Here is a 14317-nt window from a genome sequence, read left to right on the forward strand (position 1 = left end):
GGCCTGACTACAGCCTGGCCGCCCATTCCCGCAGCAGGGCATTGACGATGGTCAGCTTGGCGAAACTCCAGCCGCCCGTTTCCATGTCGGCGATCATCGATTGCAATGGATCGATCAACGACTTGTTTTCCTCGACCCAATTGCTGATGATGTCGCCAGGCATTTCCGACGGCGCCATCCTTGTCATCATGGTTTTCACCACCGTCTTCTGCTCGGACAAAACGTCTTCGATCAGGCGACGGGTGGCCATGCGGTCCCATGGGTCGGCGGACGACAGATTGCCCGCGCCCGCTTGCAGGCTGTCGAAGCCGAAGCGTTCGCCGGTCTGGAAGTACAGTTCGGCCGTCTTGTCGAGCGGCTTCTTTTTTTCCGCCGCAAGATCAATAATATCTGTGGCGTGATGCAGGGCGCTGAGCCGGGTGACGCGGGCCGCCAGATCCGAGGGAGCGCCCATGACTTCGAGCTCCGCCACGCGTTTGGCCAGTTGCGCCTTCACACCGTCCGTTAAAGCGACCGCGCTTGACGCAACAAGGGTCGTCATACCGTCGCCATACGGCTTCAACATAGCGGCCAGATCATGGGGTCCGTTGGCGAAGCGACGCGCCATCCAGTAGGTCTGGTGACGGACGAAGCTGGCCAGATCGCTGTACAGAGCCAATTGGGCTGCAGCCGGAATTTTATTGTCCTGGGCGTCAACCTCTTTCCACAGGTCGGTGATGCCGAAAAGGCGGCGCGTGGCTTCGAAGGCCAGAACCAGGGCCGACGTATCGACACCGGCGCTTTTGGTCAGGCGCATAGCGAAGCTAGGTCCGCACATATTGACGATTTCGTTACTCACCACGGTCGCGATGATTTCGCGATGCAGGCGATGTTTGCGAATGGCATCGCTGTAGCCATGCAGGGCGGGTGGGAAATAGCCGACCAGGATGGGTAGAAGACCAGCGTCGTCCGGTGCGGTGCCGGCAACGATGTCGTCGAACAGGACCAGCTTGGCATAGGCCGTTATGACGGCTAGTTCCGGGCGATAGAGACCTAGGCCACTAGCCCGGCGGGTGTCCATCGCTGAATTCGATGGCAGGCCCTCAACTTTGCGGTCAAGCCGTCCGCGCTTTTCCAGCCCGGTCATGAAGGCGGCCTGGACCGCATTATCTTGCGGCGATGTCGCTTCCTGCAACGACAGGGCCAGGGTCTGATCGTAATTGTGGCGCAGGACATGATGCGCCACGTCATCGGTCATGCTGGCCAGCAACGCATCGCGATCCGCAGCCTTCAATTTACCCGCAGTGATCACCTGTCCCAGCAGGATCTTGATGTTGACTTCATGGTCGGAACAATCGACCCCGGCAGAGTTGTCGATGGCGTCGGTATTGAGCCGTACACCGGACTCCGCGCAGGAAATACGCCCGGCCTGGGTCATGCCCAGATTGGCGCCTTCGCCGATGACCTGGGCGCGGACGTCTGGACCATCGATCCGGATCGCGTCGTTGGCCTTATCGCCGACATCGAGATTGGCTTGGCCAGGCGCCTTGATATAGGTGCCGATCCCGCCGAAATAGAGCAACTCGACCCGCGCCTTCAGGATCGCCTGCATCAGTTCGAACGGCGAAACCTCATTGGCCTCGAGGTCGAGCAAAACCTTCATTTCCGGCGATAGGGGAATCGATTTCTGGCTGCGCGGGAAAATGCCCCCGCCCTTGGAGATCAAGTCCTTATTGTAGTCCTGCCAGGATGAGCGCGGCAGAGCGAACATGCGCTGACGTTCGGCGAAAGAAGCCGCAGGGTCCGGATTGGGATCGATGAAGATGTCGCGGTGATCGAAGGCGGCGACCAGCTTGGTTTGTTGCGACAAAAGCATGCCATTGCCGAAGACATCGCCCGACATATCGCCGACGCCGGCGCAGATAAAGGTTTCGGTCTGGATATCCTTGCCGATTTCACGGAAGTGACGCTTGACCGCTTCCCACGCGCCCTTGGCGGTAATGCCCATGGCCTTGTGATCGTAGCCGACGCTGCCGCCGGATGCAAAGGCGTCACCCAGCCAGAAGCCGTAATCGGCCGATACGCTATTGGCGATGTCGGAGAAGGTGGCCGTCCCCTTGTCGGCGGCGACGACCAGATATGGATCGGGATCGTCCCAGCGGATGACCTGGGCCGGCGCCACGACCTGCCCCTTGGCGTCGATATTGTCCGTCAGATCGAGCAATCCGCACAGGAAGGTTTTGTAAGCTCGGATCGCCGCCGCCTTGACCTCGTCGGGGGTGCCGGTCTTTGGCAGTTTCTTCGGGAAGAAGCCGCCCTTGGAACCCACCGGCACGATAACCGCATTCTTGACCTGCTGGGCCTTGACGAGGCCCAGGACCTCGGTGCGGAAATCGTCCTTGCGATCCGACCAGCGCAGACCGCCACGCGCCACGGGTCCGAAGCGCAGGTGAACACCTTCGACGAGCGGCGACCAGATAAAGATTTCGCGATAGGGTTTGGGTTCCGGCAGGTCGGCCAATTCACGGCTGGCGATCTTGAGCGAAATATAGCTTTTGTCCTGACCGTCGGCGGTCTTCTGGAAGTAGTTGGTGCGGCGCAAGGCACCGATCAGCGCGGCCAACCGGCGCAGCACACGGTCGTGGTCGAGACTGGACACCTTTTGCAGCAGCGCATCGATGTGTGCGGTCGCTTCGGTAACCTTGGCTTCGCGGGCAGCAGCGTAATTTTGCTTTTCCGGCGCTTCCAGGGCGAACTTGGCGTTGAACAGAGTCAGCAGGGCTTCGACAACTTCGGGATTGTCACGCAAGGCCGCCTGCTGCACATCCGGACTCGGGTCGAGGCCGGACTGCACGCGGTAGCGGCAGAAGGCGCGCAAAAGCGCGACTTCGCGCCAGGACTGACCGGTCAGCGCCAAAGCGTTGAAACCGTCGTCTTCGGTCTTCCCGTACCACAGGGCCAGCAAGGTCTGTTCGAATTCGGTCTTGAAATCGCTGAACGCGCTGGCGTGGGTGCGCGGCAGCTTAAGGATAAATTCGTGAACCCAGAATGAGCCTATGGCCGGCGATTTGACGTGGTAGCCGTATTCTTCCAGCGTCTTGACACCCATATTGGCCAGGACAGGCAAGATATCCGACAGCGGAATGGCTTTTTCGGCCCGGGTGTACAGTTTGAAACAGAAATGATTGTTGTCGTCTTCCAGGCGTTGGTAGGCGCGCAGGTTGACCGGCGCATCGATGGACAGGCCATTGAGGTAGGTTGTGTCGGTGACCGCTTCGCCTGTGGTGTAGCGATCCTGATAGCCGGCCGGGAAGGCTTTGGCCCAAGCCATCCAATCAATGCCCCCGGGAACGTCGGCCGTGCCTTGGACCTGGGCCTCGACCTTCTGCGGCCAGGAGCGGGTGATGTTCTCAATATCGGCTTCGACATCTGTGATATTGGGATCGAAGTGGTCGCCCGGCGTGACCCCGATGATGTAGTGAATGCACGACAGCAAGGAGTCGCTGATATAGGTATAAGCTGCCGATACGCGGCCGAGATAGGCAGCGGCAAGAATTTCACCCGCCTGCTTCTGCATCTGCGACTGATAGATTTCACGCGGAATGTACAACATGACGCTTATAAAGCGGTCGAAAGGGTCGGCGCGGGTAAACAGCTTGACGCGCGGCCGGTCGGACAGGTGCAATATGCCCCGCGCGATGCGCAGCAAATCCTGTTCACTCATCTGGAAAAGTTCATCGCGCGGGTAGGTTTCGAGAATGTTTTTCAGGCGTTTCTCATTATAGCCGCCCGACAGACCCAGCGCCGCCGCCTCATGCAGGACATGTTCGGCCTTCTTACGGATAAGCGGCACTTCGAACGCCGGACGATCATAGGCCTCAGATGTGAACAGACCGACGAAGCGGACCTCGCCCGAAGCCTTGCCATCGGCGCCATATCGTTTGATGCCGATATAGTCCATGTAGATACGGCGATGGACGCGGGATTTGATATTTGCCTTGGCGACCGTGACCGGCTCGGAATTTTCCAGCTGCGTCATAAGCTGCTGGCTTAGGACGGCCGGCTCCGACGAACGCCGCAGCACCGCGCGGTTCGAATCGCGCAGGACGCCAAAGCCTTCCTGCATCTGATTGAGCGGTTCTTCACGAGCATAGGACCCATCGCTTTCGCGCGGATAGGCATAGCCGCGGGCGCCCAGGAAAACGAAGTGGTTTTGATCGATCCAGCGCAGGAAGGCCAGATTTTCGTCCAGGGTCGCCGCGTCAATCGCCGGATTGTCGCGTTGTTTTTCCAAGGCAGCGATTTCTTCGGCCAGCAATTTCTGCATGCGCGAAAAATCACGCACGGCCAGTTTGAGGTCGTTGAGGCTGCTTTCGACGCCATCCACAATTTGTTTATATCTGTCCGCGGCCATGGCACCAGCTGACTGGCGTTCGATGAAGATCAGCATCATCGATTCCTTGACCGGCTCCCCCCCCTTGGTGCGCTTGTCACTCAGGTCCCGTGGCGTAACAACGACCGGGTGGAACATCGATCGGATCGACAAACCCTGATCGATCAGTTCACCCATAACCGTTTCGACGATAAACGGCGCATCGCCTTGAACGACTTCAACCACATCATAGCTAGTCGGCTGACCTTTGGCGTCCAGAACCGGACGAATGCGCTTCAGGGTCTGGGCCCCCGATCGGTGTTCGGCCAAATCCCAGAAACTGGCAATGACCCGGTTCAGATCAGCCGCTGCAATACCCGGCAGTTCCTCGGCATCGAAATCTTCCAGTATCTGCGTCAGGAAGACCCTTTCGTGCTCATCAAGCCGAAGAAAGTCCTTTGCGCCGCGCGCAGCGACAAAGGCCTGTGTAAGCGTGTCCTTGGAAGGGGTTTGGCTGTCGCCGGGCGTGAGAGCATCCATGTGCGTATTTCCACTTGATCCTGATCGCGGGTCCCGGGTGGTGCCGGTTCGCGATTCATTATTATGTCTGCACCATCAGGTCTAAATATCGGCCGAAAAAGGCGTTTAAAATCGGCAAAAATCGACATCGACTATGCCGCGCAATGTTTAACAAAACCGTGTGCCGGTTTCACTACAAAGTTTCGGGGGTTACAGATTTTGTGATCACTTTATGCAGGTCCGTATACAAACCCGGGCCGCTTCAGCGTGGTTGAGCATGGACACGCGCTGTAAAAAGCAAAGCCGCCAGTCCGGCGGGGGACTGGCGGCCTGGGCGTAAGCACCTTTTATGGGGGAAAGGGCACTTTCGTCGCTTTCGTTTTTGACCGTTTGCCGACGAATAGCGAGCGGGGCATGGCTCGAAATTCGGCGGACCGATCCGCGAGAGAGTCACGCATCGGCATGTATTTTCTATCACCATGTGTCGGATGTCGCCAGACAGGCGTTTATCACATGTGTGTGCGAAACCCGTGTAAATCCGTGTTCCCCGAAGGGGTTCAACCGATTGTTCAGGTTTTAAGCGCATAGTCTCATGACTATGATCCAACCTGTTCTCGCGCTGATCGCCTGGTCGATGATCATGCTTGTGTGGCTATATGTCCGCAGGCTGCCAGCCCTGCTGCGCTATACGCTCACCGAAGCGCGGCTGCAAAGCGACATTACCTGCCAATTACCGCCCCAGGCGCAATGGTCGGCAGATAATTATAACAATCTGATGGAACAGCCGACCCTGTTCTACGCCCTGTGCCTGGGTATCTATCTGAGTGGTCTGTCAAATCCGGACCTCGAATATCTAGCGTGGCTCTACGTCGCCCTTCGCATCATCCATTCGCTGGTTCAGGCAACGGCCAATATCACCATCATTCGCTTTTGCCTGTTCCTGGCCAGTTCAGCAGTCCTGGGCCTCTTGTGCATCCAAGCGGTCTGGATCGGATTTGGCCTTTAAAGCCGTCTTCAAGCGGTAAAGACCCGTCGGTCAGGACGCGGGAACGTATGGCACGATCCGCCACATTTTAAGCTGGTGCTTGATACGTCCAGCTTCCGATCCCGCGCGCTGGCCATGGCCGACATAGAGGTCCGCGCGAATCTTCCCCTTGATCGCACCGCCCGTGTCTAGGGCTGAAACCAACCGACGATATTCGGGAAAGGCGTCTTTTAGGGTTCCGGCATTGGCATCAATCCAGAATAGATCACCGAGATCGTTCTGAGACGGATCGACAGCGATCGCCGACCCCGCCGGCAGGGCGAGACCAGATGCACCCACTGCGTCTGTCGTTTCCGGCTGGATCGAAAAGAAGCCGTAGCGTGGATTGGCATTCATGATTTCTGCCGCTTCCGGCCCGCGATGGGCCGCCAGCCAGGCGTGGATATTGTCACCGGAGGTCTGGTTCTTTTCCAATATGCCACGTTCGGTCATCACCTTGGCTATGCCGACAAACGGCCAGCCGTTATCCGCGGCATAGGCGGCATAAACACGGCTCCCGTCGGGAAGATCAAGAAAACCCGAGCCCTGGAGCTGCATGTAGAAATAGTCTTCCGGCCGCATGTAATAGGCTGGCCCCGCACCGAAATTCGGCGGCATCTGCTCGATTTCAGCGCGGGTAAAGTAAGGCATGTACAGGTCGCCCACCTTGCGCGCCGCCACTTTCGCTGCACTTGACGCCGGGGTCAGTTGCGATCCGGGGACCACCAGCAGGTCGGCCGGTTTCATGCGGACGGGCTCGGAAAACTCGGCGTCGGGTTCGTGGCGGGCTTCGTAGTCCGGTACGTAATAGCCGGTCATGAGGCCGGTGCCTTCGATAGGTTCGACCTGCAATCGGGCATTCAGGAAGGCCATGATTTCTACAGGAGAATTGAACTCCTGCTTCGCCATATCGGCGCAGACCTGAACATATTGCCGACCCTTTTTATAAACGCAAGTACTACGCAGCGCTTCCAGCGCAATAAAGGCGTCGCTCTGACCCCAGCCCGGCAAATTGGACAGTCGTCTGTCTTCCGGCACGGGGCTAGGCAGATAAGGCAAAGGCGTCTTCGCCGGCTCGGGGCGAGTAACCGGCGGTACGGGATGCGGGCCGGTCACCACCGGCGTCTTAGTCGGGGTCTCAGCGCACGCTGCAACAAGCAGCGCGCCCATGACGGCTAGTCCGGCCTTCAAATTCACGCCTTGGCCGCCTCTACCTTGGTCAGCAGCCACGGACTGTTTGCCGCCTTCATCGCTTTCTGGAACGTCCAATATTCGGCGGTGCGTTTGAATGTCTTGTGGGGCTTGATCGGCTCGTTCTTCGCCGACGCCTTGCTTCCTGGGGTGACCGTCGCGACAACAGGTTCAGCCGTGGGATCTTCATAGGCCAGTTCCGACAGGAAACGAACGCGGATTTGCGCCACATCTTCCTTGAAATCGATAAGGTCGAGATCGGCCTTGGGCTGGTCGACGAAACTCAGCGTTTCCTTAGGTGGCGCATCGCGATTGTCCACAGCCTGGCTGAAACTTTGCATCACGCGCTCCGACAAACGATCCTTGATCGCGTCCAATTCCCCCTTGTGAAACGCCAGAACGACCTGTTCATAAGTTTCGCGCGCCTTTTCAAGAAAGTTGATTTCATTGAAATTGACGTCGCGCGTCTTCAGAGCCTCGAGATTAGGCACACGTGGGCTCTCGGTCAGGCGTTCGGTGCGCACACCGACCTCGACCTCACCGTCGGGCTTGATATTGGCCGGCTTTTCCTCGGCGCGGAAGCCGACCTTGCGGCCCAGCACATTATATAGATTGACCAGGATCACGACCGCCACGACGGCAAATACGATAAGGGCAATCACATTATTGTTCACGGCGGTATCTCTTTTTGGTTTTCCCGGCGGCAAAGGCCATTCCGGAGACGTTCAACGCGTACTTCACCAACTTATATAGGGGAAGTTTCGCGAAACGGAACTCTTCGTTTTATTGCTTAAAATTTTCTTATCTGTTAGCAGCGTTCCCACACCTACCGGCAGACCGTGTTTCAGGCGCCGGTGACAGATACCGGAGCCAATATTCATGACCGATACGCCCGCCCCGAACGGCGCCCCCATTATGGACACCCCACCCGCTCAGATGCAGGTTTTAGCGCAATTCATCCGCGATTTCTCGTTCGAAAATCCGCGTGCGCCCAATAGCCTGCGTATGGAATCGCGTCCGGAAGTCGATCTGGGTGTCGAAATGAGCGCCAAGGGCCGTCCGGATGGTCTGTTCGAAGTCGATGTCAAGCTGACCGTCAAGGCAACGACCCCCGATGGTCCTATGTTCGCCATCGAACTGGTTTATGGTGGTCTGTTCCAGCTCGGCAACATCCCTGAGCAAATGATCGAGCCGACACTTCTGGTCGAATGCCCGCGCTATCTCTTCCCGTTCGCGCGCCGCATCGTCGCCGATGCGACCGCCGATGGCGGCTTCAGCCCGCCCTTCTTCCTCGACCCGATCGATTTTGGCTCGCTGTATTTACAGCAAAAGGCCAATATCCAGGTGCAGCAGGCCGCAGGCCAGGCCTAATCCTTCGGATATCCTGACAAAGTATCGCCCCGCCAGTGCGTCTGGCGGGGTTTTTCGTGGTAAATGCAAACCCACAGCGATTTTTTATTCCGGCTCAGCTAGGCAGACGGCCCCTGCCCTTCCCGCCTGATGTTCGAGTAATGACAAAAGAATTGCCTGCCGCTGAAAAAAGCGAAAATGCCATGCGCATCATGGTCGTTGACGATAACGAAGCCTCCGCCGATACGCTACATTGGGCTGTGGAATTGATGGGCTATGACGTTCGCAGCTGCCATGACGGTCAGTCGGCCCTGCGCTTGGCAACGGATTTCCGTCCGGACGTCGTTTTGCTCGACATCGGTATGCCGCATATGGACGGGCTTGAGGTCGGCAGAGCCCTGCGCACAATGCCCGGCTTAAGCGGTATAAAAATAATCGCCCAGACCGGATGGGGTGACAGTCAGACGCGTCGGCAAACAGCGGAAGCGGGGTTTGACCTGCATCTGGTTAAGCCGGTAAACATGGACACGCTTGAGGACATGTTGTGGCTTCTGAGATCGAATGCCGGACGTCTCGCCGCCTGAACCACCTGGGTGTTTAATTCCAGAGCGACTTTTCTTTCAGGTATTTTTTGACAAAGGCCTCATGGGCCTCGGCCTCTGCAACCGTAATGCGCGATGCTAAGGGACGCGGGCGCGGGCCGTAGCTTGTGTGGGCAGCGGTTGCCGCCGCCTGAGCACGGGTCGATGCCATTTCGAGATCGAGCCCCCGCTCCTTCCCGCCCAGCAGTTCAAGATAAACGCTGGCCAACAGACGCGCATCGATCAAGGCGCCGTGCAGATCGCGTTCAGCCAGGGAAATATTGTAACGACGACACAAAGCATCAAGCGAATTGGCCGCGCCAGGGAATTTGGTCCGGGCGATTTCAAGCGTGTCGATCCATTGATGATCCGGCGTCGTCATGCGGCCATGACGCTCCATCTCCATATTAATGAAGCCGCGGTCGAAGGATGCATTGTGGGCGATGATCTTTCGGTCACCGATAAATTCTGCCAGTTCGTCGCAGAGATCGCCAAACTTCGGCTTGCCGCGCACCATTTCATTGGTGATGCCGTGGACGCGGATGGCGTCAGCCTCGATTTCACGTTCCGGATCGATATAGCGATGGAAGGTCCGGCCGGTCGGCAACAGATCTTCGATTTCGATGCAGCCGACTTCGATCAGGCGATGCCCCTTGCGGTGGTCAATCCCAGTGGTTTCCGTATCGAGAACAATTTCTAACGCCATGTGTCCCTAAGTGCGGAGGTGCGGCTGATTTGTAAAGGGTGCTAGAGCATCATGCCAAAAAGTGGTCGCCACTTTTTGGATAAACATGATGCAAAATCAAAGCGCTAGAGCGAGTATAACTCCGTCTAAATTTTTTCGCTCTACGCTAATTTTTCAATCAGGGCACGAACGGCGTTACGGCAGTCGTCGAGACTTTGCGAGGTATCGATAATGAAGTCGGCCCGGGCGCGTTTGTCCGCATCGGGCATCTGACGCGCCAGAATGGTCGCAAATTTTTCAGCCGTCATGCCGGGGCGCGCCAGGACCCGCGCCGCCTGAACCTCCGCAGGCGCACTGACCACCAAAACCTTGTCCAGAAAGGCCTCTGCGCCGGTTTCATACAGCAGCGGAATATCGACAACGATAAGCGGCGCATCGATATGTTGCGCAACAAAATGCTGACGATCGGCGACCGTCGCCGGATGAACGATCGCGTTCAGCCGTTCAAAATTAGCCGCCTCTCCGTTCAGCGCCGCCGACAATTTGACGCGATCGACCACACCGTTGGTAAGGATATCACCAAAGGCGGCGGTAAGGCGATCTTTCACCGTCTGGGATTCGGCATAGAGGCGATGTACGGCCCCGTCCGCATCCCAAACCGGCACGCCTTCGTCGGCGAACATCGCCGCTATGGTCGATTTCCCCATGCCGATGGAGCCGGTCAGGCCCAGGACGATCATTCGCTTTCCCCAAGATATTCAAGGGCGAGATTACGGATGTTAAAAGCGCCGTCCGGCAGAACGCCGTAAAAGGCTTCAAACGACGGGCGCGCCTGTTCAATCAGCATGTTGAGGCCATCGACAGTCTTCAGACCCTTTTCCTGCGCGGCCTTCAGCCAGTTTGTGCGCAGCGGGCGATAGGTCATGTCCATGACGGTCGCGCCATCATCCAGCGCATCAAACAAGGGCAAAGGGCCGCCAGACGCGGCATTTATCACCGCCACAGCGCCGGAAAAGGCGCGATCGACATCGCTTAGCTCATAAGCCGTTACCGTCTCACCCTGAAACGCAAAGACAAGCTCTTCGGCCCGCGCCAGGGTTCGGTTGACAATGCGGACCTCAGGCGCGCCGGCGTCCAGCATGGCGGCAACCGCAGCCCGCGACGCGCCTCCTGCCCCCATGATCACCACGGCGCCTGAGGTCAAATCGCAATCAGGTGCCTGAAGCTCAAAGGCGCGGACCAGCCCGTACCCATCAGTGCTCTGGGCATGGACATAACCGTCGTCGTCAAATGTCAGCAGGTTAGCCGAACCGCACCGGCGCGCACTGTCGGCGACCGTATCGGCCAGGGCCAGGGCCTGACCCTTGAACGGCGCGGTGACATTCAAACCCTTTATACCGTTTGACCGGCACGACAGGATCAGGCGGTCAAAGGCATGTTCGTCCTTAGGGCCGAAAGCGGCGTAGACGCCGTTCAAACCCAGGTGACGCAGCCAGGCATTATGCAGGAAGGGCGACATCGAATGATGGACCGGCTGGCCAACAATGGCGGCCACCATGGCCGCGCCGGTGGGAAGCGACTGGATCATGCCATCAAGACCTTCATATTACGCAATTGAGCCAGAAGCGGCAAAAGAGGCAGTCCCAGAACCGTGAAATAATCTCCGCGAATGGTATCAAAGAGATGCACGCCCTCGCCTTCCAACATATAGCAGCCGACCGCCGACAGGATCTTTTCGCCCGTCTGCGCGATATAGCGGTCGATAAAGGCATCACTCAGAGTCCGCACAGTCATTTCCGCCGTTTCGACATTCGACCAGACAATAATGCCGTTTTCCGCCAAAGCCATGCCGGCATGCAGGTAATGGGTCTGACCACTCATGCGTCGAAGCAGGGCGCGGGCTTCGTCGAGCGTGTTCGATTTGCTGATGAGATCTTTTTCGAGTTGCAACACCTGGTCGCCGCCCAGAACCAGACCAGTATGCGATTGCGAGACGTGAAGGGCTTTGGCCTCGGCCAATTTCAAGGCAACCGATTTCGGCGACATGCCGCGCATCAGGCAATCGTCCTTGATGGCGTCTTCATCGAGATGCGCCGGGATTTTTGTATGCGAAATACCAGCGCCGGTCAGAAGCACCGATCTGGACGCAGAGGCGGAGGCAAGGATAAGGTCAGTCATGTTGGTCTTTTATGCAGAAAATAAATCCAGAAACGGGCAGGGGGAGCCATAACCCGTGACCGGTCATTGCGCAAATAGCGGAGACGTGATGCACGCCCCCTCAGATACCGCCCAGCCGCCCTGTCCGCTTTTCGTTCAAGAGGCTGATGATGGTCGCCGACGTTTCCTCAATGGATCGCCGGGTCACATCGATCACCGGCCAACCCTTTTTTTCGAACAGGCGACGGGCCCGAATGATTTCCTGACGAACGGCTTCCTGATCCGTATAGGAGGAGGGGCGGTCGTCGTTTAAGGTCAGCAGGCGGTTCTTGCGGATGGATATCAGCCGCTCCGGAGACGCAATCAGGCCGACAATCAGGGGGATATTGAGCTGGTCGAGTTCTTCCGGCGGCTCACGTCCGGGGACGAGGGGGATGTTGGCCGCCTTGATGCCGCGGTGGGCCAGATAGATACAGGTCGGGGTCTTTGACGTACGCGAAACACCGACCAGGACGACATCAGCCTGGCGCACCTTATCCACCGCCGCACCATCGTCATGGGCAATGGCGTAGTTAAGCGCTTCGATCCGTTCAAAATATTCATTGTCGAGATTGTGCTGGGCGCCGACGCGTTTCGATACGGCTGCGCCGAGGTGGCGGGAGAAGGCAACCACGAGCGGATCAAGAACCCCAATCGCCGGCATGTCCAGTTCGCGGCACCGTGTTTCCAGAATGGTGCGCAATTCCATATCGACGATGGTGTGCAGAACAATACCGGGGAAGCTTTCAATTTCGGCCAGGGCGCGTTCCATCTGCTTTTCAGAGCGGATCAACACATAGATATGCTCAATCGGCAGGATGGCTTCAAAACGGGCCGCTGCCGCCTTGGCTAGGGCGTTCAGTGTTTCGCCAGTGGAATCCGACACCAGGTGCACGTGAAAGTAGCTGCCGATTTTGGAAGAAGGCGAGGTCATGAAATATATCTGTGTAAGGAACGGTGGATGGCCGCCCGGGATAAGTCGGGAGCGTTTGGGGATGATCATCCGATAATTCGGTTGGTGCCGCAAGGCCATTGGATAAGGGTGCACAACTGGCGTTTTTACCCGTCGATTATCCGCATGTCACAAAACTGTATGAAATCCTTATGGCTGTCTGTGCGTAAGTTAACTGTTCATTAACCATTCACAAGGCGGCACGACATCGCGTTAGGAATTTATTAGCTATTCCTAACATTTGGTTAATTATCCCAATCATTCACAGGGTTGTTAAGAACTCATTAACCTTCTCTGTCTTCATGTGAAAAACCGGTGAATCCCGGCAAATCTGCGACACTTTTGCGCACTTTCCCTGCCCTCTATAACTCCTTCATACCTTTTCTTTTATTTAAGTATGGGTCATGACGTGTTCGACGTTTTACCCCGGATTGACATATGACCGTGACCCAGCCATCGATATTAAAGGTTCTCAGCGGAGAGACGCTGTCGGTACCACCCGTATGGTTTATGCGTCAGGCCGGGCGCTACTTGCCGGAGTACCGCGCCTTGCGGGCAACGACGAGCGGCTTCGTCGATTTTTGCCTGAACCCTGAAAAGGCTGCGGAAGCGACCCTTCAGCCTATCCGACGGTACGGGTTTGATGCGGCCATACTCTTTTCGGACATTCTGATGATCCCCCTGGCCTTGGGTCAGGATTTGACCTTCGCGGCAGGTGAGGGGCCGATATTGGGTGAACTGCCTGATCTGGCTATTATGCGTGAAAAGGCGCCGCTTGCCGGAGAGGCCTTGCAGAATGTGGGTGAGACCGTCGCACGGGTGAAAGCCCAGTTGGGGCCGGAGACGACGCTGATCGGATTCTGCGGTGGGCCGTGGACCGTTATGACCTATATGCTCAACGGTAAGAAGGCGCATGATCGCAGCCTGATCCGATCCTTCGTTTACGAAGACGAGGCCAGGGTGATGGCATTGCTCGATATCGTGATCGAGGCCTCGGCCTGGTATCTGAAAATGCAGGCGGATCAGGGCGCTCAGGTTCTTAAGATTTTTGAAAGCTGGGCAGAAGGGTTCCCGGATCCTTATTTCGATAGTCTGGTCATTCAGCCGCATGTTCGACTTATCGAACGGGTGAGGGCGCTGGGCGTCACATTGCCTATCATCGGCTTTCCGCGTGGGGCCGAAGCCCGATGTCACGACTATATTGACGCCGTGCCGGTCCAGGGCATGGGACTGGGGACGGCAACGCCAATGACGCTTGGGGTCGAATTGCAGAAAAAGGTGCCGATCCAGGGCGCGCTCGATCCGGTCGTCTTGCGCTCGGGCGGAAAGGCGCTGGATGCGGCGGTCGATCTGATTTTACAAAGCTGGGGGCAGGGGCCCTTGATCTTCAACCTTGGGCACGGCATTTTCCCGGATACACCCATGGCTCATGTCGAGCAGGTATTACAACGAATTCGGGGTCGATGAA

Annotated in this window: 12 protein-coding genes; 4 read left to right on the top strand and 8 right to left on the bottom strand. The window is 57.3% G+C overall.

Annotated elements, in window-relative coordinates; translation table 11 throughout:
- Positions 1-7: 7 nt before the first annotated feature.
- Positions 8-4891, bottom strand: coding sequence for an NAD-glutamate dehydrogenase (locus tag AEAC466_RS23165; RefSeq protein ID WP_023456065.1), 4884 nt, complete (start codon positions 4889-4891; stop codon positions 8-10).
- Between the two features lie 571 nt (positions 4892-5462).
- Between AEAC466_RS23165 and AEAC466_RS23170 the strand changes: the two genes are divergently transcribed.
- Positions 5463-5876 (top strand): MAPEG family protein, encoded by a 414-nt coding sequence (locus AEAC466_RS23170; protein WP_235074031.1) that lies wholly within the window; start codon positions 5463-5465, stop codon positions 5874-5876.
- Between the two features lie 30 nt (positions 5877-5906).
- Here AEAC466_RS23170 and AEAC466_RS23175 read toward each other — a convergent pair whose 3' ends face one another.
- Both AEAC466_RS23175 and AEAC466_RS23180 read right to left on the bottom strand, forming a co-directional pair.
- Positions 5907-7091 carry an MltA domain-containing protein gene (locus AEAC466_RS23175; protein WP_023456067.1) on the bottom strand — a complete coding sequence of 395 codons (1185 nt, stop codon included), beginning with the start codon at positions 7089-7091 and terminating at the stop codon, positions 5907-5909.
- On the bottom strand, positions 7088-7759 hold the full coding sequence (locus AEAC466_RS23180; RefSeq protein WP_023456068.1) for a Tim44/TimA family putative adaptor protein: 672 nt from the start codon (positions 7757-7759) through the stop codon (positions 7088-7090). Before AEAC466_RS23180 ends, AEAC466_RS23175 begins: the two co-directional genes overlap by 4 nt.
- A gap of 205 nt (positions 7760-7964) precedes the next feature.
- Here AEAC466_RS23180 and secB point away from each other — a divergent pair, with 205 nt between their 5' ends.
- Both secB and AEAC466_RS23190 read left to right on the top strand, forming a co-directional pair.
- On the top strand, positions 7965-8456 hold the full coding sequence (secB, locus tag AEAC466_RS23185) for a protein-export chaperone SecB (protein WP_023456069.1): 492 nt from the start codon (positions 7965-7967) through the stop codon (positions 8454-8456).
- 140 nt (positions 8457-8596) lie between these two features.
- Positions 8597-9019: a response regulator gene (locus tag AEAC466_RS23190; RefSeq protein ID WP_023456070.1), complete on the top strand. Its 423-nt coding sequence runs from the start codon at positions 8597-8599 to the stop codon at positions 9017-9019.
- Between the two features lie 13 nt (positions 9020-9032).
- Here AEAC466_RS23190 and dnaQ read toward each other — a convergent pair whose 3' ends face one another.
- The 5 genes from dnaQ to AEAC466_RS23215 form a co-directional block, all read right to left on the bottom strand.
- Positions 9033-9722, bottom strand: a complete 690-nt coding sequence (dnaQ, locus tag AEAC466_RS23195) for a DNA polymerase III subunit epsilon (RefSeq protein ID WP_023456071.1) — start codon at positions 9720-9722, stop codon at positions 9033-9035.
- 140 nt (positions 9723-9862) lie between these two features.
- Positions 9863-10441, bottom strand: coding sequence for a dephospho-CoA kinase (gene coaE / locus AEAC466_RS23200; protein WP_023456072.1), 579 nt, complete (start codon positions 10439-10441; stop codon positions 9863-9865).
- Positions 10438-11289 (bottom strand): shikimate dehydrogenase family protein, encoded by an 852-nt coding sequence (locus AEAC466_RS23205; RefSeq protein ID WP_023456073.1) that lies wholly within the window; start codon positions 11287-11289, stop codon positions 10438-10440. The genes coaE and AEAC466_RS23205 overlap by 4 nt, the downstream gene beginning before the upstream one ends.
- Positions 11286-11879: a Maf family protein gene (locus AEAC466_RS23210; RefSeq protein ID WP_023456074.1), complete on the bottom strand. Its 594-nt coding sequence runs from the start codon at positions 11877-11879 to the stop codon at positions 11286-11288. Before AEAC466_RS23210 ends, AEAC466_RS23205 begins: the two co-directional genes overlap by 4 nt.
- 100 nt (positions 11880-11979) lie before the next feature.
- Entirely contained in the window at positions 11980-12831 is an 852-nt protein-coding gene (locus AEAC466_RS23215; protein ID WP_031237914.1) for a pyruvate, water dikinase regulatory protein, read from the bottom strand.
- 456 nt (positions 12832-13287) lie between these two features.
- Here AEAC466_RS23215 and hemE point away from each other — a divergent pair, with 456 nt between their 5' ends.
- Positions 13288-14316 (top strand): uroporphyrinogen decarboxylase, encoded by a 1029-nt coding sequence (gene hemE, locus AEAC466_RS23220; RefSeq protein ID WP_031237917.1) that lies wholly within the window; start codon positions 13288-13290, stop codon positions 14314-14316.
- Position 14317: the final 1 nt, after the last annotated feature.

This window comes from Asticcacaulis sp. AC466 (assembly GCF_000495815.1).
Taxonomy (GTDB): domain Bacteria; phylum Pseudomonadota; class Alphaproteobacteria; order Caulobacterales; family Caulobacteraceae; genus Asticcacaulis.